Consider the following 24,425-nt stretch of genomic DNA (forward strand, 5'->3'; position numbering starts at 1 on the left):
TGATGTAAATCCCTCTATACTTTCATTCAAAAGCTATAGGGGGTCTGATTCTGATGAAACCATCCAAACTGAACGCCTACATCTTCATCATCCCAAGTCTCTTTCTCACACTGGTATTCGGAATCTATCCGTTGTTATGGGCTCTGCGCTACATGTTCTATGATTATCAGGGCATCGGGAAGCCGATCTTCATCGGACTTGATAACTTTGCACGGATTATTCGTGATGGACAGTTCTGGGATTCGGTAAAAAATACGGGGATATATGCACTTGGTAAACTCGTCATCACCATTCCGCTATCTCTGATTCTGGCGATTATCCTGAATCGCAAGTGGCGTGGCCGCTCTTTGTTCAGAGCGGTTTTCTATCTTCCAACCATTTTTAGTGCATCTGTCATGGCGATTGTTTTTTTCATCATTTTCAATTCATATAACGGCATTCTGAATCAGCTGCTGATGAAGTATCACATCATATCCTCGCCAATTGGTTGGCTGGATGCGAATCATGCGATGCTGACAACGATCATTATTGCGATCTGGGGTGCTGTCGGAAACTATATGTTGTTGTTCATTGCGGGTCTGCAAAGCATTCCGGAGGAGCTGTATGAGGCAGCATCACTGGATGGAGCAAGCGAATTCCAAAAATTACGCAATGTAACGATTCCGCTACTCGGACCAGTAATGCAGATGATCATTATGCTAGCGATCACGACAGCACTTAAGGGGTACGAGAGCATTATGGTCTTAACCGAGGGTGGGCCCTATGGCAAAACGGAGGTTATGTATCTGTACCTGTTCAAACTGTTGTTCCCTGTTTCGGCGGACACACAATCTTTGCAACAGCTTGGTTACGGAAGTGCAGTTGGATTCACAACAGCTCTTATTGTAGGGGCAGTGACGCTCATTTACTTCCAGATTTCCAAAAAGCTTAATGATGTCTACTAATCATGATTAGGAGGGAACGATGATGACTCAAACCGTGCTTGCACCTGCATCTTCGAATTCAAGCTCATTCCGCTGGACTCGCTGGACGAAGCGAACCATTCTCTTTATATTTTTGCTGATCATTGCGATCTTGTCCCTGTTCCCAATCATCCTCGTGTTACTAGGATCGTTCAAAACCAACCAGGAACTTACCGGAGGAGCAACAATCTGGCCGAAGATATGGCAGTTCACGAACTACAGCCAGGCTTGGAAGACGGCGAATTTTTCCGGATTTACGATTAACAGCATCTTTGTAAGTATCGCCACAACGGTAGGAACATTGCTTGTATCGTCCATGGCAGCGTATGCGGTGGATCGGGTGAATTTTAAAGGCAAAAAAGCGTATACCCTGCTCATGGCATCCACACTGTTTATTTCGATCGGTGCTGTGGTACTTAGACCACAGTTTGATCTCATGGTCAAGCTGGATCTGAATAATTCGCTGTGGGGTGTCATCATCATATTAATCAGTGCCCATGCGGCAACCTATTTTATTCTCGTTGGGTTCTTTAAGAGTATCCCCCGTGAATTGGATGAGGCTGCGATGATTGATGGCTGTAACTTCTTTACCACATACTGGCGGATTATTCTACCACTCTTGCGTCCGGGTCTGGCTGTTGCGGGACTAGGTGTTTTCCAGAACTCATGGAATGAATATATTCTCCCGTTCGTATTCACGATGAGCAATCCCAAGTTGCAAACCTTGCCGGTTGGTCTGGCGAACCTTCGCTACGGCATCGGGGCTGCAGCTGAGGTGCAATTAATGATGGCTGGAGCTTGTCTGTCCATTTTGCCACTGCTCGTTGTATACATTTTTGCAAATAAATCATTCATGCAAGTTACGCTGGGGGCTGTCAAAGGTTAGGGCGGTAAAGCTGAGGAAGAGATTTCGGGGAACGGTATTCCGTGCAGATTCCGCTGTGCTATACTCTTTTTAATTACAGCGGACAGGGCCAGCCCTTGTTCAAGGAGCGACCGCCTTTGAAGTCAACTTTCTACAAAATGTCTCTGAAAAAACGGATACAGCTCATCTACATTTTTCTCGTTGTTTTGTGTATCAGTGTGACGGGCATTTTCTCTTATCTCTTCGCTGCCAAAAGCATAGAGCGGAACGCGCTTGAATTAAAGAAGAGCATTCTGAACAAGTCCGTACAGGTTATGGACGAGCATCTGCGTCATATCGTCGTTTCATCTTATTCGTTCATGCTGAGTGACACGTTCACACAGGTGATGAAGGATGTGCGCAATCACAATGATGGGCGTTATTATCAGAATCTCTCTCTGCTTCAGACCACATTTGCCCAGTTGAAGCTGGTAGAGCCGCTGATTGATACCGCATATTTGAAGACACCGATCGGCAATTTTTTCTCGACAAAAGACTTCCCGAATCAAAGCAATGCGTTTGACAAGGAATATGGAGAAGTTGTCAAACGGCCCGGCTGGAATACGATGTGGTTTGGTTCACATCCCAGCGAATTATTCCAATCCCGGGGTAATGTGCTGTCACTGTTGCTTAAACCGATTGTGATCGATAACCATACCTTTTCGGAGGTATACATGGTCGTTAACATGAGGGAAGCAGCCATGCGAGATATTTTAAATCAGGATCTGATGAACAGTCAGGTACAATTGTTTTTACTTCATAAAAATGGAAGTGAGGTCATTCGTCCGGGAGCAGGCACTTTTGATCTGGTAACAGAGCCTGGATTTGCACAACGATTAGATCGCGGGTCAGGTGATTTCACGTATACCAACGGACAGGGACAAGATATGTTGGTGAATTACTCGGCTCTATCGATGAATGAGGACTGGGTTATGGTCAGTGTTCAGTCCAAGGCCGATTTATTATCTCCACTGAAGAAGATTCGCTGGCTGGTCATCCTGATTATGCTGTTCTGCATCCTGCTGGCGCTCGCGTTGTCCGACCTGTTATCCTCTGCGCTGCTGAAACCGCTGAACAAATTGCGGCGGCTCATGGTCGAGGTGGAGTACAACGACTTGGACGTACGCTTTCGCAGCAAATATGACGATGAGGTCAGTGCCGTAGGACATCGATTTAATCGGATGCTCGATCAGATTCAGGTTTTGTTTGAAGAGGTGCGAGCAACGGAACAGGATAAGCGGCGGCTGGAAGTGAAGGCGCTTCAAGCTCAGGTTGATCCTCATTTTCTATACAATACGTTAAATACGATGTTCTGGAAAAGCGAGAGTGGGGAGAAGAAGGATGTCAGCGCCATGATTGTCTCTCTTTCTCTGCTGTTCAGACTCGGGTTAAATGATGGAAAAGACATGACCACCGTAGAGCAGGAGATCAAACACGTCGAGCAGTATATGCAGTTACAGCAGCAATGTTACGAAGACTTGTTTGAATACCGGATTGAGGCAGAGGAATCTTGCAAAGGAATCGAAATTCTAAAAATTTTGCTTCAGCCTCTGGTGGAAAATTCGATCCTGCATGGTTTTAATGATAAGGAAGATTTAGGACGCATTCTGATCCGGATTCATCGTCTTGAAGATACACTCCGTTTGGAGGTCACGGACAATGGATGCGGCATGGATGTAGCGAAAATGAATGCGGAAGAAACAATAGAGGGGAACCGGAAAGGTTATGCTATATCCAATCTGGTTGATCGATTAAATCTACAGTACGGTGAGCAAGCTTCGCTTGTGTTCCGTAGTGAAATAAACGTGGGGACTACGGTAGTCATTACCATTCCGATTAGCTAGGAGGGAGCGTACGTATGGAGCAACTGACGATGTGTGTTATGGATGATATTCAGGCTGTGGTCAAGGGCATCGTTTCCACCATTCCGTGGGAGGATCATGAGGTGCGGATTGTTGGCACAGCGAACAATGGAGAGCAAGGCTGGTCGCTTCTGATTGAACAGCAGCCGGACATTGTCATTACGGATATCAAAATGCCTCGGCTCAGCGGACTCGAACTCATGAAGCGGGCAATGGATGCTGGACTGCGCTCCAAGTTTATTTTTATTAGCGGATACTCCGATTTTCAATACGCCCAGGAAGCGATCAAGCTCGGAGCCTTCGATTATCTGCTCAAACCGTTTACGCCTGAGGAGATTTTGGGTGCGGTGCTAAAAGTGAGACAGGTTATCGAGAGTGAACAAGCGAAGTCGCAGCAACTTCAAAAGCTGAAACAGAAAGCGGTTAGCAGCAGTGAGTACGAACGTCACAGTTATCTTCTGGGTCTGCTTCGGCATGAGATTGGCGGATTTCTGAATGAAAGCCGGTGGGACGAGCTTGATATTGAGCTGGATTCCTCCAACCTCAACGTTATGGTCATTGAGGTTGATGGCTATACACGCTATGGATCGACGATGCATCTGGATGCAGAGATCGTTCCGTTTGCGGTTCAGAATATCGTCAGCGAGACATTGAATCGGTATACGAGAAGCATTGTATTACGTGAGAATCGTTACCGGCTGGCGGCTATATTTAATTCTTCCGAACATATTGATTTATCCGATCTTATGGAGCAATGCCGCCACAATGTGGAGCAATATAGCAAAAAGACTATATCCATTGGAGTCGGAACGATCGCTCGCAGACCACAAGAAATCTGGATATCTTATGCCAATGCGGACAAGGCGATATCTTATCGTTTTTACAGTGAAGGAAACTGCATCTTCCAGTATGCAGAACTGGAGAATCAGGATGTGGTTGCTCCCGTCTATCCTTTGGAAAAGGAAAAGGAGCTATTTTACGCATTGAAATGTGGCAATGAAAGCTCTTGTCACCGAATTATCGATGATATTTTGGAAGTCTGGCAGAACGCCAAAGGTTTTCCCGAACCACTGACGATGATCCGTCTGTTGTCAGGACTCGCATTTGCGATCTACCGGGCGTTCTGTGATGAGATCACAGAAGAAGAACGGCTTCGTCTGGAAGCAGACTTGACCGTGCTTGAAGCGATGCGGTCGTTGACGTTTGAGGGCTGGGGAGCTTACATCAAGCATTTCAGCAGTATGGGATGCGAGATCATGGATAAGAAAAGGCTTACGGATGTTAAACAGGCGATCAGTAAATCCCAAGAGTTTATTAGCATGAATCTGTCCGAAAATCTCACATTGCAGACTTGTGCCCAGTCGGTTCACTTAAGTCCAAGTTATTTTGCGAATGCGTTCAAGAAGGAAACGGGTATGACGCTTATTCAATATATTACGAAGTTAAGAATGGAAAAGGCGAAGGAACTGCTGGTTGCGGGTGTACAGGTACAGGAAATATGCCAGATGCTGGGGTATGAGGACAGACCGTATTTCAGTGGCCTTTTCAAAAAGTATTGTGGCATGACCCCTACACATTTTCGGCAGATGTATGAGAACGGCTAAGACAGAGATCGTCATTTTTCCCACCTTGCATAGTCAGAATGTCCCTCACTTCGACAGAAGTGGAACGTTTATCATTACGTTAACGGGGAACCAAACAGGTTGTCCAGACAAGCATAAGGGGGCATTTCAATGGTTAAGAAGTGGATGATGACTACACTAAGTGCTGTGCTTGCATTAACGGTAGCTGGTTGTTCGACAGACAGTGGAACGACAAAGGGCAGCGGGGCTGCTGCTGGCGGCGGAGAACAGAGTAGTGGCAAAACGAAAGTGGTCTATTGGACTCCGGATCGACACGATGCTGATTTTATGAAATCCAAGATCGAGCAGTTCAACCAGACCAACAAAGACAACATTGAAGTAGAAATGACCGTCATGGGTGATAATTATCCGCAGGCCGTTGATATCGCATTTGCGAGTAAACAAGCTCCTGATGTGTTTCAAATCGACGATTTCCAAACGTATTATCAAAAGGGGTACCTTGCTCCAATCGACGGATATATGAGCGATGCCATGAAGGCAACGTTCAAGGACAGCCTGATCGAAAATAAAAATACGATTGATGGAAAAGTCTATACCCTTCCGAATACAGGCCAGATCTGGAGACTGGTGTACAATAAAGATATTTTCCAAAAAGCAGGCATTGCTTCTCCGCCTAAAACCATTGCTGAGATGGTAGCAGACGCAAAGAAAATTACCGAAGCAGGTAAAAGTGAAGGCATCTATGGCTTCGCCAGCCCATTCAAAAGTGGTAGCGGTTTCTGGAGAGCGGCGAACACCATTGCCGGTGCAAGCACGAACGAAGGTATCGACGGCTTTAACTACAAGACAGGTCAGTTTGACTTCAACATGTACAAGTCGATTGCCCAGGCACTTCGTCAGATGAATCAAGATGGCAGCATGCTTCCGGGTGTGGAAAGCTTGGATATTGATCCACTGAGAGCACAATTTGCACAAGGCAAAATCGGGATGTACATCAATCACTCCGGTGAGCCAGGCGTCTACAAAGATCAATTCCCGACCAAAGAAAATTGGGGTGCCGCTCCTGTTCCAACAGACGATGGTACGATTAAAGGGGCTTCGCAAGTCATTGGTGGTTCCTATATCGGCATCAATGCGGACTCGAAAAACAAAGAAGCAGCTTGGAAGTTCATGGAGTACGTATACAGCACGGATTTGCAAAGCGAGTATTATGAAAAAGGATACGGTATCTCTCTGATTCCTGCTGTACTCAGCTCCGATAAAAAACCTAGCATTCCAGGTATCGAAGGTTTCTTACCTAAGAAGTATGACGCGATCTTCCCTGCCAATCCAAGTGTGATTACAGAGAGCTCGCTGGAAGGTATGAAATGGGCTGAAGCTTTCTCCGCTTACGTATTCACTGGTGGTGATCTGGATGGCGTAATCAAGGATCTGAACACACGGTATAATGCAGCACTTGAGAAAAGCAAAGCGGCAGGCCTGACTAAAATTGCGGCAGATCCATCGTTTGATTCATCCAAGCTTCAAGGTAAACTGTCCAAAGAAGAGTAAAATCTAAACATGGCGGCCGTTGTATTCATACTTCGGTCGCTTCACTTTACTGAAACTTTCAAAATTATCTTGCCTTGGAGAGGGGAATATCCAATGATTATTGACCAGAATTCCGTAAAACCACATATCATTAACGAAACAAGTTCACGCAAAATTTTGGGGATGGGTGGAACACTCATGATGGTCGAAGTTACCTTTGCCAAAGGTGGGATCGGCGAAGTTCACTCCCATGATGCGCACGAGCAAGTCAGTTATATTGTAAAGGGTAGCTTTGAGGTTCAAGTAGGCGAAGAGACCAAGGTTCTCCAAGCGGGAGACAGCTTCTATGCAGGCTTGAATGTGCCGCACGGGGTAAAAGCGCTGGAAGATGCGATTATACTGGATGTGTTTACGCCATTCCGTCAGGATTTTCTTGAGGCAGACCAATGAGTGATTTTTACCTTTCAGCAGACGAACTGCAGCAGGCAGCGCTATATTACCAGGAGCATTTTCCAGAGGAAGCCCGCAATTCAGTGACGATTGCCAACCGTGCTATTCTGAACGAATTTATTGTGCCATATACGAATGATCTAACCAACTGGATTCCACTGGGGACGCCGGTGGACTGGCTTCACAATCCGACCAATGATCTGGAGTTCACGTGGGGCATTAACAGGCACTGGCATATGCTTGATTTGGGTAAAGCTTATCTGATGAAAGGCAACCCGTTATATGTGACTACCTTTATCGATCACTATCGTACGTGGCGAGAACAGAATCCTGTGCCTATTCATCTGCCATATGATGAAGCTGTTTTTTTTCAGAAACCAGGTCCTTGGCGTTTGCTTGAAACAGGTCTGCGTGTGCAATCCTGGATTGCCGCGTACAAATATATGGAATCCAGTCGGCAATTGGACGATGCCTTTCGGGCCGAATTTCTGCAAGGGCTGGAGGAGCATGCGGAATTCCTGACGCATTATCTCGGCAGTACGGAAATTAATCATGCCATTATGCATATGCAGGGTTTGTTTATGATTGCGGCTTTTTACAAGGAGCATCCACGCAGTCCATTCTGGCGTCAAGTGGCTACCGAACGGCTGGAGCTGTGTCTGCTGCATCAGTTGAATGAAGAGGGAATCCAGGTCGAATTGAACACCCACTATCATAACGCGAGTATTGAGATGTTTGGTACACCGTATCTGCTGGCAGGTATTTCGGGACATCCGTTCTCGGCGTGGTATGGGGAATGTTTACGGAATATGGCCGCGTTCACCGAAGCGATGATCAGACCGGATCATCAATCGACGGGCATTGGAGATTCGGACTGGCTTAGTGATGGACGACAACGGTTGACACTGTTAGGTGCAATTCTGGGAGACGAGGATCTCATGGCTCGCGGAACCGACAGTTCAGAATGCCTATGGCTGGTGGGTGTGGCAAAATACGAGCAGTGTGTCAGGCTGCAGGCTGGTGCATCCCGTTCATTGACAAGCCGTACATTTCCCCAAACCGGATATTATGTGATGCGGGATGAGAAGCAATATTTGTTCTTTGATGCAGCTCCGATGGGTGGTGCTCACGGTCATGCGGATGCTTTGAACATCGAATGGATGTGGAATAACCGGCTGTTCTTTACGGATACGGGACGTTATACGTATGAAGAAGGGCAGTGGCGTCATTATTTCAAAAGCACGCGGGCACATAATACGATTACCATAGACGGGACAGATCAGACACCTTATGTATCCACTCAGCAATGGGGTGAGCCTGAGGCGGAAGCGACAACACATCGCTATGAGAGCCAAGCCAACTATCACTTTATGGATGCTTCACAAGATGGATATACACACCTTCCCGATCCGGTTAGCCATCGTCGGTGGGTGCTTGCAGGCAAAAGCGTACCTCTGCTTCTGGTGGTGGACTGGCTGGATGGTAAAAAAAAACACACGTTGGAGCAACGGTTCCATTTGCATCCGGATGCACTGCTTGTATTGCGCAAGGAAGATCAAGCGAAACAGCGAGCAGGCATTCGATTTGACGATTCTTCCACTAAGCTGTGCATTAAATTTTTGATGGCGGGGGATGGCAGCGAAACGTTTGAGTTGACAGAACAGGTGGGCTGGGTATCTGAAATCTACGGCTCGAAATCGGAAACGGCTGTTATTCAAGGCAAAGCTGAATTTTCTGGCAAAGTGGGCGTTGTGGCCATAGGCCTACCGGCTGACGAATCAGAAGAAGCTGTGAAAGTGACAGGATGTGCACTGGAGCCGGAACAAATGAGGTTCACGCTAGATTACGAGTACCGCGGTCAGGAAGCCCGGATTGTGATCGACGAACATCAGGTGGACTGGAAGTAGTTAGAACCTGTTTGCATATGCTGAAATTTATAAAATGATAAGCTCCATGCTTACAGCTAGATAGGATGGATGGTGTGGAACCGTAAAAGGATTGCAGGCTCAGCTTATTACTGAACCTGCAATCCTTTTTACTTTGCCCAGCCTAGGGTTACGATGTATGATCAGCGATTTGGTTTATTTCACTCTCCGGCCTCGCTTCAGCCTCGTTGCTTTAGAAGTAACGGGCCTGGGAGAGGGAGGTTTTTTAACCGTTTGAGCAGGACGGTTACGGTATACCCATAAAGCATATTCCAGCGGCTGTGTGATCGCTTTATAATAAATGCTTCGTTCACCAATTCGGGCAAAGACTTCACGGGCAGGTTTGGGGTTGACCTCAAGCAGGTAGATCTGCCCACTTTTGTCTATCGCCAAATCCAGTGCAAGCTCACATAGATCGCCATACGTATCCTCAAGGAACGAAGCTACATCAATGCCAAATTTTGCTGCCGTTGCTGTCACTTCTTCTCGCAGTTCTTCTTCGGGAATCCATTGTTTCATCAAACGCTGCATGGCTATGGCCTGCCCGCCTCCATGAAGGTTCGAGGTTACACTTTTCTCAGCGCCCATTCGTCCTGCGCATCCTGTGAGTTCCCATTCGCCTTCTCCATTTTTCTGAACCAGCATACGGTAGTCATGTACCCTGCCGTTAGGAAGCTGGAGCTGAATCCCTTTTTGCACCAGATATTTATCTTTCATGTTCCAGTGCTGGAGCAGGGGGCCGAGCCTGGATAGATGAACCTTACGCGGTGTAATAATGCGGCGTTTCTGATCGCGGCCTTGAACGAGCACTGTACTGGGTTCCTTGCTGCTACGTTCTATGCGCAAAATGCCGCGTCCGCCTGTGCCGTTGATCGGTTTCAGATAGATCAGCGGGGACACCTTGAGCATTCGGTTTACATCGGACATGTCCTGAAATAAAATCGTTTCCGGCAAATGCTGCCGGAAGGCGGATTGCTCGGACAGGGTTTGATGAATGGTCCATTTATTGCGTAAAGGTCGATTCAGAAAGAGCAGATGTCCGTATTTTTCACGAAAGGCAAGGAGCTGCTGGAAACGATGGTTTCGCTGAATGCGACACCGATCAAAAATCAGATCCGGGAATGCGCGCCATTCCCTGGACCAGCCATTCTTTTCGTCATACACCATCGCTTCGATCTGCCTGCCGCCGGAATGGACATCAGCAGGTGTGAATACATAAATATCAAGTCCCCGTTTGCGCCCCTCCAGAATCATTCGGCGGTAGATGCTTCGTTCTTCCAGAGCGCGGTGTTCATTCAGATACAATGTCATAATGCCCAGAACAGGTGAGGACACAAACAATCACCTTCTTTGTATGCAGTATTCCTGCCATTCATCGTACAGACTGACGGGCAAGATAGGCGCTGTACTGGAAAATGCGTTCCAGAGAACGCCGCCTGATCTGTGGTTCATCAAATTTCATCGGTTTTGCATTGGCTTCAAAAAACCAGATCTCCCCCAGATCATCCACGCCAAGATCCATCGACATTTCACCAAGTGTATGTCCCGAACCGCGCTCAACCTGCCTGGCAATCATTAAGGAGGTAGACTTTACCCGTTTCATTAGAGCTGTAGTCATTTCTTCCCCAAATAGCTCGGTGAGTAGCTTTTCCGGGTCTTCTACACTTCCGCCTCGAGGCACGTGAGTTGTAATGCTGCGTGAGCCTGCCAGTCGTGCACCGATGCCAGTCACACTCCATTGCCCTTTGCCATTTTTCTGCACAAGCACACGAAGGTCGAAAGGTCGTTTGTGAGAAGAAGCGAGCTCGATGCCTTGTTGCATGATATAGGGCGTATGTCCGGTTTCTTTGCGAATTCGGGCCCATAACTTGGATAACGTGGCTGCCTTGTATGTCATACTTTTTCGAGTGTTCTGTATTTTAAGTCGGTAAGGCAGCTTTTCTTTTTCTTGAAATTTGAGCATCATGATGCCTTTGCCAGCTTTGCCGCTCTCCGGTTTCAGGTACAAATAAGGATAGGTGCGAAGTACCGTACCCAGTGAAGATGCGCTGCGCATCCGCCGGGTATGAGGAATCAATTGCTGCGTAGACTTGGATTTTTTGAGCCATTCAAACAGATTCCATTTATTGAAAAAATACGGGTTATACAATTCAATACCGGATTGCAGACATTCTTCAATTTTACGTTGAACCGAGGGTTTGCGTTCATCTTCCCGGTTAGGAATACGGTTATAGAGCACATGAGGGAGAGGGAACGGCTTTGAAGTCCATTTGCCGCTCCCTTTGTTGTACGTATATCCTTTCACGGTAGGTCCAGTCATATTAAGATCGCGGACTGTCACGATATAAACGACGTAGCCCATGCTTTCACCTGTTTGCAAAATATCCTGAAAATTTTGATGATTTCCTCTGAACATACGCTGTTGATCATGCATGGTGAGTACAGCGATCACAGGTTTGAAATCATCATGAAGGCTCATCAAATGCTGTCCTTCTTCCGGAATTTGCTCAAATACAGGCAGTGCTCCAAAATGTGTTCCACCGACGATTTGCCCTCCACCCGGAGTGAAGGGTGACGGAAGATGGAGCGCCCGGGTTTGGCGTTCGCTTCGAACATCCATACATGTTCCTCCTGATCAATGCCCAGATCAAAGCCAATCTCACCAATCAGATGCTGGTGCTGGGATTCAATCGCCTGGGCCAGTGTAATAGCGACGGATTTCGCCTGTTGCAGAACCTCGCCCGCACGTTCCCCGAAATTGCGACTGAGCGCCTGTTCAGGGGTCATTAGAGAGCCGCCATTTTTGATGTGAGTTGTTACACTTCCGCGTCCGGCTTTTTTGGCACCGATGCCAACAACAACCCACTGATTGTTCCCGTTCTTATGCATGTGGAAACGAAAGTCAATAGGGCATTCGTCAATCTCAATCAGCCGTATTCCCTGTTGAACGACGTAGCCGCGTAACTGCTTGCCATGTCTGCCTTGAAGCATGCGCATCAGGCTATTAAATGAACCAAAGCGCAACAGGGCGTTACCCCCTTTTTTGCGATAACGTGCAAAATATCCACGTTTAGGTGAGTAGGTTAAGCGGTAGATCCCGTTGCCAAGGCTGCCGGCGGTGGGTTTGTAATAAACGAACTGATGCCGCTCAAGCATTTCCCTCATCTGGTCAATTGTAGGATTGGTGATGGATTCCGGGATATAACGTCCTGCGGTGGGTTCGTTCTCCAGCAACTTGTAAATATCCGACTTATTGAAGAAGCTCCAGTTGAAAAAAGGAATTTTGCGGCGGATGAATCGTTCCCGAAGCTGATTGATCGCTGGCGAAAAGTCGGAGCGGCGGCTCGGCAAACGATTGTAAACCACATCGGGCAGTGGCACCGTCCTGCGGAAGAAGCTTCCGCTCTCATTGAGGAAGTACCCGGTAACGGTCTCGTTCTGCCAGTTGATATCTCGCGGAGTGAAGGCATAAATATATGATTTACGGCTTCCTTCACGGAGCAACTGCTTGATGAAACCGGTACGTGAGCCGAACGGATTCGAGCTTGAAGAAGAACCGTCGGACAGCACCCCGATGAGCGGTCCCAGCTGCACTTCATCATTCTGGAGGTTGCGAAGATAAATGCTGCCACGTTTGGGAACGTTCATTAAGTTGCGGATGCCTGATGCCAGATACAGATGTTTCCCCGCTTTGCGAATCGGTTTGATGGTGGCTGGCACGCGATCACGCCCGAACCGCAGATGTATCGTTTTTTTGCCGGACAGATTAAGGCTTTTCATTAAAGCATTAGATACGTACACCACTTTTTCGGGTTTTTGGGTGAAATGCAGATTGCAAAAGGTCAAACTCATGATTTATCCTCCTATCCTGAAAAAGATCCTTGTGCTCCATGGCAAGCAGGCATTACAGGCCTCAGCTACCTGGAATCGGGATGCGTTTCAGGCCAGCTTTGCTGGATGAATTCGGCATTTTCATTGGACGTGAGACGTCCGCGAGAACATGTTGTTGCAGCAGATAACGGGCATAAGCAAGTGGTTGTGTATACGTCAGGGCATGCATGTGTTTGTCATCTGATTCCGCAAATGAGGCGCGGCCTGGTTTTGAATTTACTTCAATCAACCACAGCCTGCCATCTACATCAGCTCCAAAATCAAGACCAAGTTCCGCGAGTCGGCCGAAACGGCTCTCCAGCGTCGAAGGAATGAGAGAGGCAGCATGTTTGATCTGTAGCAACAACGATGAAGATTTGTCTTTGCCATATCGCTCTGTAAGGTATGCATCAGCAGGATAAGCGTTACCCCCGCCGTGAAGATTCGAGGTCAGAGAGCCTTCAGCTCCTTCCCGAATCATACAACCCGTCAGCGTCCAGCGCCCTTGCCCGTTTTTTTGTACCAGTGCCCTTATATCAAATGCTCTTCCGTGATGGCTAAGCTCCAGATAAGGCTGCACAATCATGTTTTGTACAGCCTGATGTGATTCCAGCCAGGAAGATACATCCGTTGCTTGATAAAATGACTTGACATAGTGTTCGTTGCCTCTATTACGACCCTCCACAATCCAGGGGAATGGCAATTCTCCTGTGGATAAGCGGAAGGTGTTTTTGCCATGAGTTCCTGAGGCGGGTTTGAAAAATAAACCTTTGGGCCAGCGGGCAAGCCATATTTCCCAGGGAATAGTCGACCTAACCCGAGTGGTTGGAGCAAGTAGTCCTCGAAGGGTGGTTGACTTCGATAGAGCACGATGAACTTCCCATTTGCCAGGAAGTGCACTTGACCAAGAACGCTGACGAAGACTGGAGGTATGAGGTAGATATTGTTCCAACTGCTGCCTGGTATTTCTGGAAAGTGGATTCAGGCATCGGTTCATCACCAGATCGATCATAGGCATACGAATAGCTTTCCATTTCTTTTGATGATAAGTGTATGCTCTCTGAAGAATGCCTTCGGTATATTGGGCAGGAATCGGGATGACGATAATTCGTAACCCGTACCTGAAACTTTCCACGCAAAGCCTGCGGCAGAAGCGTTCATCTGCAAAAGGAGGTGAGCCTTCTGCTTCACGGACGAGTATAGCCATGGTATTGTTTTGCGGCGATGTAAACATGTTGCTGCACCTCCTTCATGAGATCAAACTTCAGAATCCGGCAAGATATGTGGAGTATTCAAGCATGGCTTTGACCGACGGGCGGATTTTGCTCTCGCTCAGCGGGGTATTATCGTTTTTGGATGGTTTCGAATTCACCTCAAGTAGCCATACGCGTCCACTTGTATCTAGCGCGAGATCGATACCTAGCTCACCAAAATGGGCGGGGATCGCACTCTCAATCCCTTTGGCGATATCGAGTGCTGCTGTATGCAGTCCGGCATAGGCCGAGGCTTTGGCAGAACTGGACAGCTGCGTTTTGGCTACGGCTTCTTTGACGGTACTGAGGCTTCCGCCTCTCGCCAGATTGGAGACGTAATGACTGCCCCCTGCAATACGGGCAACGATGGAAGTTACACTCCACTTTCCTGTCTTGTTTTTCTGTACGAGTGCGCGGAAATCAACAGGCCTGCCGCTGTTGTCAATCAAGGTCAGTCCCTGCTGAATCTGATAACGCGTTGTTTTCATTTTTCCGGACATACTGGCATAGAGTTTATCCAGAGAAGCATAAGATTGTTTGCGGGTACCTCCGACACTTGTCGCCAGAGTTAGATATCCTCCTTCTGGCTGACGGGAGACCCGGATAATGCCTTTGCCCAGTGAACCACGAACCGGCTTCAGAAAGATGACCGGATAACGTTGGCACATTGCTTTGAGAGTCGCTGATGTTTTGAGTAAATGGGACTCGGGCAGCACCCGTTTGAGTGTCGGAATCGACTTAAGTGCGTCAAACACCTCATTTTTGTCCAAGAACTTTTCGTTAAAGGTGTGTGTACCGTATAGCGATTTTACTTCTTTCATAAAATGCTGTACGCTAGGTTTGTTCTCGAGTTTGCGGGACGTCAGCCGGTTATTGACCACATCTGCCACAGGCAGAACGGTCTTTTTCCAGCCGTCATCATATACCCAGCCTTGCATGTAACCAGTTACTGCTCCGATGTCCTCCGGTGTGAAAAAGGATACATAGGCGCCCTGCTTTCGGCAGGCATGCACTAATTCCTGGCAGAACATCGTAATCGAGCCAAAGGGCCGATCAGGTTGATCGGGGTAATCCTGGCTGACCATAACGCTGATGTAGGGTCCCAGGCGAAGCGTATGGCTGGAAGCACGGTAAGATACCCTCAGGACTGAACGGGGTACAAGGCCGGTTTTGCTGGCTACCGTCTGATTGAGTCTTAATCCGTCATACCGGGGAACCGGAATAACTGTAACTTCACGGCGGTACGAACCGAATTGCAGTTGAAGAGGTCTTCCCGAAGGAATCTTGAGTGCTTTGAGAACCCCTTCGCCCAGCATGATGACGTCGTCCTGCAGGATGCCCGAGCCGGTAACCTGTATCGTTACTTTTTTAGTGGACATCACGGATCTCCTTCCGGGCGGCAGCTTGATGTCTGATCTTGAAGTTGAACGGCATCTGAACATGGCATGTGCTTCATCATATGAGGACATATACCCCTTGGTGATTGACCCAGCCGGATTTAAATGTGTTTGATTTGGGGCGTTTTTGGGCGGCCTGATCCAGAACCTTTATTTGAGAGCATAGAATGCGTGTTCTTACACGGATGAACAACCAATTTAGAGGAGGAATTATAATGAATATTTATGACAAAGCCAATGATTTGGCAAAAGCACTAAGAGAAAGTAGCGAGGTTGAGGAGATTACCTCTGCGATGAAATTGATTGAAGCTGATCCAGAGGCTAAAGCGATGCTGGACAACTTCCGTAACCAACAGATGGAATTGCAACAACGCATGATGAGTGGAGATATGCCAGCACCGGATGAGATGGAAAAGATGGAGAAACTCTTTGAAGTATTGAGTCTGAACCTGAACATCCGCCGCCTGTTTGATGCAGAGCGTCGCCTTAGTGTAATTATCGAGGATGTAAACAAAATTATTGCAGACAGCCTCGCTCATCTGTACGGCGGAGCAGAAGCTTAAGCTATAAGCTATAAGCTATAAGCTCAATAAGATACACTTGTCTGTTTTTTTCTCTGATCCTCTCATATTCCCTCTGAACCGTTCATAGACTAGCTATATATGGAACGAAGGAGCTGTGAATAGTGAAGAGGTTGAAAAAAACAAAACATGTCATCTATCTGCTGATTGCATTGTCAATGCTGGTTATCGCGCTTCCGCGCATTTCCTTTGCTGGCGGAATGGACTGGGTTAATATTTTCGGTATCGTGTGGGTGCTGTTCTCGCTGTTAATTGTAGGCGCACACCTGCATTTCATTCTTGGCGTAGATGAGGAGAAGAAACGTGCGCTGGAGGCTGTACGCCGGGCGAAGTTACGGCAGTGGGAGATGAAACTGCTGGACAAGCAGGAGCGTAGCGAATCCGTATAAATGAGTTTTAGATAGACCGGAATCCTGAAGTGTGTGGGGTTTCGGTCTTATTTGTGTTTTCAAGCAAAGTATATAGGATCAGACCATGCAGGATAACATTGAGAAGTTTTTTGCAGGTCAGGACTCTATGTCAGATGGGGGTTATTTTCCTAAGGTCGTGTTATAATAGATACAGTATAGTACAGATGCAACCTCGGGGGTGGTACAGTTGGACGGACAAGAAGAAAACGTCACGAAGCATGAACAGCTTCTACAGCATATTGAACAATTGAAGGTGGGCAGCAAAATCTCGGTGCGCGGGCTTGCACGTGAACTGGGGGTAAGTGAGGGAACCGCTTATCGTGCCGTTAAAGAGGCGGAGAACTTCGGACTGGTCGTGACGAAAGAGAGAATCGGAACGGTGCGGATCGAAAAAAGACCTCGGGGCATGTCGGAGCAACTGACCTTTGCCGACGTGGTCACGATTGTGGAGGGGCATGTGCTTGGAGGTAATGAAGGACTAGCCAAGCCATTGCACAAGTATGTGATTGGTGCGATGAAGGAGCAGGCGATGGCGCGGTACATCGATGCTGGCAGTCTGCTTATTGTCGGTAACAGGGAAGATGCTCATTCTTTGGCATTGGAACAAGGAGCTGGCGTATTGATTACGGGTGGCTTTGGTACAAGCAGGGATGTAAGAATTATGGCAGATGAACTGGGATTGCCGATTATCTCCTCCAGACATGATACCTTTACCGTGGCCTCTATGATTAACCGTGCGATCTTTGACAGGCTGATCAAGAAAAAAATCATGCTGGTGGAGGATATTATCGGCCAGAAACCACGTCTGCAAGTGCTCAAAGTAACGAGTTCGGCCGCGGATTTCCATTCGCTGGTGTCTGAGACAGGGGAGCACCGCTTTCCGGTTGTAGATGAATGGAACCGGGTCATCGGTATTGTGAGTCTGAAGGATGTCAGTGAACTGCAACCGGATCAAAGCATTGAAAAGTGTGTCGTTCGCCGTCCGATTACAGCATCGTTACAGACCTCCCTTGCTTCTGCTGCGCAGATAATGACCTGGGAAGGCATTGATTTCCTGCCTATCGTTGATCGTAATCGTAAGCTTATTGCTTCCGTTACACGTAAGGAAGTACTGCAAGCCATGCGTGATGCGCAGAAGCAACCCCAGCTTGGCGAGACCTTTGATCATCTGATCTGGAACGGATTCGCAGAAGAACGTGGGGAACAGAACGAACTTTTGTTCCACGGCTTCATTATTCCCCAGATGGCCACGGATTTGGGGACGATCTCGGAAGGTGTGTTACTGAATGTTATGACACAAGCTGCCCGAAGAGCAGCGTGGGACGTCACAGGTAATGACCATGTGGTCGATAACGTAACGACTTATTTTGTCCGCCCGGTGCAGATTGAGGATCAGATTATGGTGCGTCCCATGATTCTGGAAACGAGCCGCAGGACATGCAAAATGGATATTGTCATTACCCGTGAGGGCAGTGTGGTGTGCAAGGCAGTCATGACGTTGCAGTCCATAGACCATGCTTAGAATAAATGCATAATACGTAATCGAAAGCGATTGTCTGGAAACATATCCAGGCACATAAAAAGAGAGCGGTTGCCCGTCAGGGGAAGACGTGAGCCATGGATTCTGCTATGCGGCATGTGCACTTTGATATGTACGGATCAGCATGTACAGATCACAGCAATGCAGCAAAGTGCATACGGCTTACTCGATTCACCTCAAGATTGTTCGGGAGTGCTCTCTTTTTTTTGCTGATATGTTGTCCAAACCTGACTTGTAGCGAAACGCTTCGGAATGTGCAATGTTTAACCCTAAGCGGTTGTATTGCTGGAATGCTGTTTAAGTCTGGCGTAGTAACTGCGATTACGGAGACCAGCAAACACATTGTAAGCTCCCATGATCAGGAAAAGCGCTTCCACAATGACAGATAACGTAGAACCGGTAAAAACAAACATCAAGATCAGTGCGAGAATGATAAGCATGCAGCCCATCCAGATATTCGTCCAGGAGCGATACAAACCGGCAACATGTTGGTCAGTTGTCCGGCGTGAACGAATGCTGTTCATGGCAGAACAGATCATAGCGATGGCGAAGAGGGCGATCAGGATATACTTGAATACTTCGATCAACACGCAGAAGCAACTCCTTTTTTGAAAAACATAGACTGCCCTTATTGTAGCATGTGACCATGCAGACCAGGGCAGTTTTTTGCATTTTTCGGAGATTATGCTGGAACGTGAATGCGGATCTGTACCCAGACTTGTAAAACGCCCTCCATGACAAGCATCGTTTTGACCTGAACGGAATATTCTTTTTCCCTGACTTTATATATTTTCTGGTTAAGCATGATGCGTGTCATTTTGCTATATTCGTCGATGTTATACACATCTCTTCCACGCAAAACTTCAAGCTCATCCCCGAGTTTCTGTAACATTAGTTTTAGTGAGGCCTCGTCAGGGCCTTTATCGGATTCTTCGGCGCGAACTTTGATCTCTTTGATCACCGTTTGGCGCTTGCTGTATTTTTTCAGCGTTTTTATATCCTCCTCGTTCTGGTGTAGTTGAAGTTGCAGCTCCTGATTGTTTAGCCACAGTTTGTTGTAACTGAGATGAAACACGCCGTTATACACAACACATCCAACGATCATTCCGAGTACAAATACGGCAGTCATACGCATCAACGGGCGGTAGCGGGAGAAGGGGGGAAGTCTCATACAGGGTCATCACGGGTCATCTAACCCCGACCTCCGCCGCACACCCATTTCACCAGTTCCGTTCCCATATGTGCCCCCATAAAGGCTGAGATCAGGTATAGGATTTGTTTCACTGCTGGTGACAGGTTGCCATCCAGAAAATTACTCTCAATGACTCGCATCGGATCGATCGTACCACCCACAGCGGCAGCGAGTGCCCAGATTTTTATTTTGCCAGAAATATCGAGCATGGTTTGTGTGGGAGGCTGAAGAGAAATGACCGCACCTATACCTCCAATCATCGCGCCGCCCAGCACGATCCCGAATGCAATAAAGAAATCAAGAATGGCTTTGGATAAAAAAGTGCTCACCCACAACACCCCTTTCAGACCAGCAGCATCCCGCCTGTTTTAGGTTTGTACAACAGGGGAGCAGCTTGTACTTCTATTGTATGGGCGAGCCCCCTGACGTTATGATAAAATAGAATAATAAACTCTTTTATTTTAGATAGAGAATTCAATTTTAACGGTAACATTCATATAAGTGCATATTTACGCGGATTTCGACGATTCGGATTTTGCGCATTATAAAGTACACTACGGCGGCACACAGCATCAATGATGGGAGCTGCCACTGTAAGCGGGGAAAGGAAGTAAAAAGACATGAGTTCTTTTGTGCATTTGCATGTTCACAGTGAATATAGTTTGCTGGACGGCGCTGCGCGTATTCCGGATCTCGTGGATAAAGCCGCAGATCTGGGGATGACGACACTTGCGCTGACCGATCATGGCGTCATGTATGGGGCTATCCCATTTTATAAAGCCTGCGCCCAGCGGGGAATCAAACCGATTATCGGCTGTGAAGCATATATGACGGCAGGTTCTCGCAAAGAACGGGGAAGCCGGAAGGATCAACCGATCTATCATTTGATTTTGCTGGCGAAAAATATGACCGGTTATCGGAACCTGATGAAGCTGTGTTCCATTGGACATCTGGAGGGTTTCCACTATAAACCGCGTATCGACATGGAGAGTTTGGCGGCACATCATGAAGGAATTATCTGTCTCAGCGCTTGTCTCGGCGGCGAAGTTCCTCAGCATCTGTTGCATGGGCGTGAAGAAGAGGCGCGCCGTGCCGCGCTACGTTACAAAAATATCTTTGGCTCCGACTTTTATCTGGAACTACAGGATCACGGACTGGCTGAGCAAAAAAGAGTCAATCCGCAGCTGATCAAACTCGCTGCTGAATTGGAAATCCAGCTTGTGGCAACGAATGATGCTCATTATCTGTCCGAAGAGGATGCAGAACTGCAGGATGTCCTGATCTGTATCGGGACAGGTAAAACGGTAGAGGATGAGACTCGTTTGCGGATCGGAACGAACCAATTGTATTTGAAGAGCGGCGAGCAGATGGCTCGTCTGTTCCCCCATGTGCCGGAGGCCATCGCTAATACAGTCCGCATCGCCGATTCTTGCGAACTGGAGCTGGAATTTGGCAAATCCATTTTACCGGAATACCGTCCGCTCCCTGAAGGTTTGAGTCCGTCTGCATATCTTCGTCAGTTGTGTGAAGAGGGTATGAATGCCCGGTATGCAGACTCCGATCGGTGGAACGATACGGCGCTTCGTACAGAGCTGGAGCAACGGCTGGACTATGAGTTGCGGGTTATTGACAGCATGGGATTCTCGGATTATTTCCTGATCGTGTGGGATTTCATCGCTTATGCGCACAAGCAGGGAATTGTCACCGGACCGGGTCGGGGTTCATCGGCAGGAAGCCTGGTGGCTTATACACTTCGTATTACGGATGTCGATCCGATGAAATATAACCTGCTCTTCGAGCGTTTTCTTAATCCAGAGCGGATATCCATGCCCGATATCGATATCGATTTCAGTGATGAACGTCGTGATGAGGTCATTGATTATGTGGCACAGAAATACGGCAAAGCCCATGTTGCCCAGATTATTACGTTTGGAACCATGGCAGCCCGGGCTGCAGTCCGTGATGTTGGGCGGGCGCTGAATGTGCCATATGGCGAAGTGGACAAGGCTGCGAAACTGATTCCTGCACAGCTCGGCATTAACATTGAACGAGCAATGGAAGCTACGCCGGAGCTGAAGGCGTTGTATGAGACGAAACCCAAGACACGTGAGCTGCTCGATATGGCAATGAAGGTGGAAGGAATGCCTCGTCATGCTTCCACGCATGCTGCGGGTGTCGTCATCTCACGAGATCCGCTGACGGATGCCGTTCCATTGCAGGAAGGAAGCGAAGGAACAGCCCTGACACAGTATTCCATGGAAAATCTGGAATCGATAGGGCTGCTTAAGATGGATTTTCTCGGCTTACGAACCCTCTCCATTATAGAACGTTGTCTGCGCTGGATTGGGGAGCGTGCGGAAGTTCCTGATTTTACACGGATTGCTGACGACGACCCACTTACGTATGAGATGCTGGGACGCGGCGATACGATGGGTATATTTCAGCTGGAATCTGCCGGAGTACGTCGTGTGTTGAAGGAAATGAAGCCGAGTGTGTTCGAAGATATTATCTCCGTATTGGCGTTGTACCGTCCAGGTCCGATGGAGTTTATCTCCAAATACATTCAGGGTAAGCATGGTCAGATTGAAGTGGAATATCCACATGATGATCTGGAGTCGATTCTGAAAGATACGTACGGCATCATTGTCTATCAGGAGCAGATCATGCAGATTGCATCCCGTATGGCGGGCTTTTCATTGGGAGAAGCGGATTTGCTTCGCCGAGCTGTTTCCAAGAAAAAACGGGAAGTGCTCGATCTGGAACGAGGCCACTTTGTTCAGGGCAGTCTGAAACAGGGATATAGCGAAGCAGAAGCAGACCTCGTTTACGATATGATTGTCAAATTTGCCAACTATGGCTTTCCACGTGCTCACGCGGCAGCGTATGGTGTGCTTGCATTCCAAACGGCTTACTTGAAGGCGCACTATCCCGTGCATTTCATGGCTTCCATGTTAACCGCTGTTATGGGGAGCCATCGTAAGGTTGCAGAGTATGTAGTGGAATGCCGTCACATGCAGATTAATGTGCTCCCGCCAGATGTAAATGAAAGTGGCATTTTATTCACACCTGTTTTTGCTTCGTCTGCTGTGAAGGAGATGGATGAATCAAGGGTAACGAGTGAAGCTCCCGAAGCCCGCGAAGATGCTTCTTATGATAACTATGAGGAACATGGGGATTACGGAGAGGTGCCGTTACCGGATGATCCTGGGCCTATGCCGGACGATAACGAACACTTAACGGAAATGGAGAGAAGTGGATACAACGAAGGTTGGCAGGCTGTATCTGCTAAGTCAGATTCGAAAGAGTCGGGCCGTAAGTTAGACCCGGGTCTGGTGAGAATATCTGTATCGGACACTGTGCTTGGATCGGAACAGGTTCATGATCAGCAGGAAATGCGGGATCATGATAGGATGCAGGGTGCCGAGCATGCTCAGTCTGAGGATGTGACGCACAACCAGAATCCCGATCATGCGCATGGACGGATTCAGGAGAAGGCATCAGAATTAAGCAATAAGGATAGTGGAGTAGTAACGATATGGTCTTCTGGAGCCATTCGTTTCGGGCTGGCTGCAGTGAAAAATGTAGGCACACAAGCGATGGAAAGCATTATGGCAGTCAGACAGGAAAAACCGTTCGACAGTCTGCTCGATTTTTGTCGCCGTGTTGATCTGAGAGTGTGCAACAAACGTGTCATTGAATCGCTGATTCAGGCCGGAGCATTTGACAGCTTGCCAGGACATCGTGCGCAACTGCTGGCAATGTTAGACGAGACCGTTGAAGCGGCTCTGAAATGGCGTAAAGAACGTGAGGACTTGCAGATTCAGCTGTTTGACTTTGTGGAGACACCAAACTGGGAGATTGAATATCCGGAAATTCCGCCGTTCTCGGCAAGTCAGCAGCTGGAACTGGAACGTGAATTGCTTGGTCTGTATCTGTCCGGTCATCCACTGGATGACTACGAAGATGTGCTCGCATCGAGTGGGGCTGACCGGATCATGGAATTGACGGAAGCGGCTGACGATACGATGGCCGTCGCCGCAGGTATGGTGGTGTCCGTGAAGTCGATTACGACGAAACAGGGCAAGGCCATGGCGTTCATGGAGCTGGAAGACCAAGTCGAACGCTGCGAAGTGGTTCTCTTTCCCGAGGTATGGCGGCGAAGCCAGCAACATGTCGGGAAAGGTGAACTGCTCGTCGTGCGTGCCAAGGTGCAGCAGCAGGACGAGGGCTTTAAGCTGCTGGCCGAGGAAGTGTCGCCGCTGACACCGGCGGCACTGGAACAGCAGCTGCGCAGCCGCGACCGCCGCGGCAAGCCCGGCAGCGGCAGCGCTTCGCGCCCGGCGCAGGCGGCTTCGCCGCAGCGCCCGGCGGGCGCTGGAGCCGCAGCGCAGCGCAGCGAGGCAGGCACAGGCGCCGCAGCCAGCGCACGCGCGGGCAGTGCGACGCCTGCGGCGAGCGCGGCGGAGCAGGGCCGCGCGCCGCGTGGGGCCGAGCAGCGGGTGTTCGTGAAGCTCACCCCGCAGGCCGAGAAGCCCGAGTTGCTGACGCGCCTCAAAGAGTTGCTCCAGCAGCATCCTGGCCCGGTAGCGACCGTACTTTTCTACGAGCAGCAGCAGAAGCTGCTCGCCTTGAGCGACGCCTACCGGATCAAACCTTCACCGGCACTGTTCTCCGAAATGGAGAAAATGCTTGGTGAAGGGACAGTCAAAATCAAATAAAGCTGAAGCAGGTTTTCACCACCTTCAGCGGGGGATGTCCACCGTTTGCAAGATCAAGAACGGTGGGCATCCTTTTTTTGTAAAAGTTCCGTCAATGATGTATCCCTTCGGCTCAGTGTTATCGTTCACCAGAAGTCTTTGCGCGAATGTACACATTGCCAGTGGTAATGATCACGAGAACGGTTATTCCGGTGAAAAACAGCAAAATACGCCGGGAAATTCTATTTTATGAGGAATTGTGTCTGCTC

The 24,425-nt window shown here is 48.4% G+C and carries 20 protein-coding genes; 12 read left to right on the forward strand and 8 right to left on the reverse strand.

The genetic code is table 11. The annotated features are described in order from the left end of the window. Window positions 1-53 precede the first annotated feature (53 nt). The 7 genes from H7T88_RS00535 to H7T88_RS00565 all read left to right on the forward strand — a co-directional run bounded on the left by H7T88_RS00535 (window position 54) and on the right by H7T88_RS00565 (window position 9,198). Window positions 54-944, forward strand: coding sequence for a carbohydrate ABC transporter permease (locus tag H7T88_RS00535; protein ID WP_221786449.1), 891 nt, complete (start codon window positions 54-56; stop codon window positions 942-944). Between the two features lie 22 nt (window positions 945-966). Continuing rightward, on the forward strand, window positions 967-1,848 hold the full coding sequence (locus H7T88_RS00540) for a carbohydrate ABC transporter permease (RefSeq protein WP_221786546.1): 882 nt from the start codon (window positions 967-969) through the stop codon (window positions 1,846-1,848). Window positions 1,849-1,964: 116 nt separating this feature from the next. Continuing rightward, a complete protein-coding gene (locus H7T88_RS00545) occupies window positions 1,965-3,710 on the forward strand; it encodes a sensor histidine kinase (RefSeq protein WP_221786450.1) in 1,746 nt (581 codons plus the stop codon). A 14-nt stretch (window positions 3,711-3,724) separates the two neighbouring features. Beyond that, window positions 3,725-5,332, forward strand: a complete 1,608-nt coding sequence (locus tag H7T88_RS00550) for a helix-turn-helix domain-containing protein (RefSeq protein ID WP_221786451.1) — start codon at window positions 3,725-3,727, stop codon at window positions 5,330-5,332. Window positions 5,333-5,461: 129 nt separating this feature from the next. Further along, on the forward strand, window positions 5,462-6,862 hold the full coding sequence (locus tag H7T88_RS00555) for an ABC transporter substrate-binding protein (protein WP_221786452.1): 1,401 nt from the start codon (window positions 5,462-5,464) through the stop codon (window positions 6,860-6,862). Between the two features lie 93 nt (window positions 6,863-6,955). Next, a complete protein-coding gene (locus tag H7T88_RS00560) occupies window positions 6,956-7,291 on the forward strand; it encodes a cupin domain-containing protein (RefSeq protein ID WP_154958190.1) in 336 nt (111 codons plus the stop codon). Further along, a complete protein-coding gene (locus tag H7T88_RS00565; protein WP_221786453.1) occupies window positions 7,288-9,198 on the forward strand; it encodes an alginate lyase family protein in 1,911 nt (636 codons plus the stop codon). Before H7T88_RS00560 ends, H7T88_RS00565 begins: the two co-directional genes overlap by 4 nt. A 174-nt stretch (window positions 9,199-9,372) precedes the next feature. Here H7T88_RS00565 and H7T88_RS00570 read toward each other — a convergent pair whose 3' ends face one another. The 5 genes from H7T88_RS00570 to H7T88_RS00590 form a co-directional block, all read right to left on the reverse strand. Continuing rightward, on the reverse strand, window positions 9,373-10,551 hold the full coding sequence (locus tag H7T88_RS00570; RefSeq protein WP_221786454.1) for a YheC/YheD family endospore coat-associated protein: 1,179 nt from the start codon (window positions 10,549-10,551) through the stop codon (window positions 9,373-9,375). Window positions 10,552-10,588: 37 nt separating this feature from the next. Continuing rightward, window positions 10,589-11,695 carry a YheC/YheD family endospore coat-associated protein gene (locus tag H7T88_RS00575; protein ID WP_221786547.1) on the reverse strand — a complete coding sequence of 369 codons (1,107 nt, stop codon included), beginning with the start codon at window positions 11,693-11,695 and terminating at the stop codon, window positions 10,589-10,591. Further along, window positions 11,695-13,068, reverse strand: coding sequence for a YheC/YheD family endospore coat-associated protein (locus H7T88_RS00580; RefSeq protein WP_154958186.1), 1,374 nt, complete (start codon window positions 13,066-13,068; stop codon window positions 11,695-11,697). The genes H7T88_RS00575 and H7T88_RS00580 overlap by 1 nt, the downstream gene beginning before the upstream one ends. Window positions 13,069-13,129: 61 nt before the next feature. Beyond that, window positions 13,130-14,320 (reverse strand): YheC/YheD family endospore coat-associated protein, encoded by a 1,191-nt coding sequence (locus H7T88_RS00585; RefSeq protein WP_221786455.1) that lies wholly within the window; start codon window positions 14,318-14,320, stop codon window positions 13,130-13,132. 30 nt (window positions 14,321-14,350) lie between these two features. Then, entirely contained in the window at window positions 14,351-15,718 is a 1,368-nt protein-coding gene (locus H7T88_RS00590; protein ID WP_090920197.1) for a YheC/YheD family endospore coat-associated protein, read from the reverse strand. A gap of 233 nt (window positions 15,719-15,951) precedes the next feature. On the opposite strand from H7T88_RS00590, the gene H7T88_RS00595 reads away from it, so the two are divergent. From H7T88_RS00595 to H7T88_RS00605, 3 genes are all read left to right on the forward strand, one after another. Beyond that, complete coding sequence (locus tag H7T88_RS00595) at window positions 15,952-16,299, forward strand: YlbF/YmcA family competence regulator (RefSeq protein ID WP_090920200.1); 348 nt, start codon at window positions 15,952-15,954, stop codon at window positions 16,297-16,299. Window positions 16,300-16,421: 122 nt separating this feature from the next. Further along, the gene (locus tag H7T88_RS00600) at window positions 16,422-16,706 is read left to right on the forward strand and encodes a hypothetical protein (protein WP_090920203.1); all 285 of its coding nucleotides are present in this window, start codon (window positions 16,422-16,424) and stop codon (window positions 16,704-16,706) included. 208 nt (window positions 16,707-16,914) lie between these two features. Next, window positions 16,915-18,249, forward strand: a complete 1,335-nt coding sequence (locus tag H7T88_RS00605; protein ID WP_090920206.1) for a DRTGG domain-containing protein — start codon at window positions 16,915-16,917, stop codon at window positions 18,247-18,249. Between the two features lie 287 nt (window positions 18,250-18,536). On the opposite strand, the gene H7T88_RS00610 is transcribed toward H7T88_RS00605, so the two are convergent. From H7T88_RS00610 to H7T88_RS00620, 3 genes are all read right to left on the reverse strand, one after another. After that, entirely contained in the window at window positions 18,537-18,857 is a 321-nt protein-coding gene (locus tag H7T88_RS00610; RefSeq protein ID WP_090920209.1) for a YtpI family protein, read from the reverse strand. 92 nt (window positions 18,858-18,949) lie between these two features. Next, on the reverse strand, window positions 18,950-19,438 hold the full coding sequence (locus tag H7T88_RS00615; protein ID WP_154958185.1) for a sporulation membrane protein YtrI: 489 nt from the start codon (window positions 19,436-19,438) through the stop codon (window positions 18,950-18,952). A 20-nt stretch (window positions 19,439-19,458) separates the two neighbouring features. Further along, the gene (locus tag H7T88_RS00620; RefSeq protein ID WP_090920214.1) at window positions 19,459-19,788 is read right to left on the reverse strand and encodes a YtrH family sporulation protein; all 330 of its coding nucleotides are present in this window, start codon (window positions 19,786-19,788) and stop codon (window positions 19,459-19,461) included. A gap of 291 nt (window positions 19,789-20,079) precedes the next feature. Between H7T88_RS00620 and H7T88_RS28575 the strand changes: the two genes are divergently transcribed. Next, a complete protein-coding gene (locus tag H7T88_RS28575) occupies window positions 20,080-24,177 on the forward strand; it encodes a DNA polymerase III subunit alpha (protein ID WP_260510638.1) in 4,098 nt (1,365 codons plus the stop codon). Then, window positions 24,152-24,409 (forward strand): hypothetical protein, encoded by a 258-nt coding sequence (locus H7T88_RS00635; protein WP_221786456.1) that lies wholly within the window; start codon window positions 24,152-24,154, stop codon window positions 24,407-24,409. Before H7T88_RS28575 ends, H7T88_RS00635 begins: the two co-directional genes overlap by 26 nt. Window positions 24,410-24,425 lie beyond the last annotated feature (16 nt).

Origin of the sequence: Paenibacillus cucumis (ex Kampfer et al. 2016) (assembly GCF_019748695.1) — a bacterium.
Lineage (GTDB): Bacteria > Bacillota > Bacilli > Paenibacillales > Paenibacillaceae > Paenibacillus > Paenibacillus polysaccharolyticus.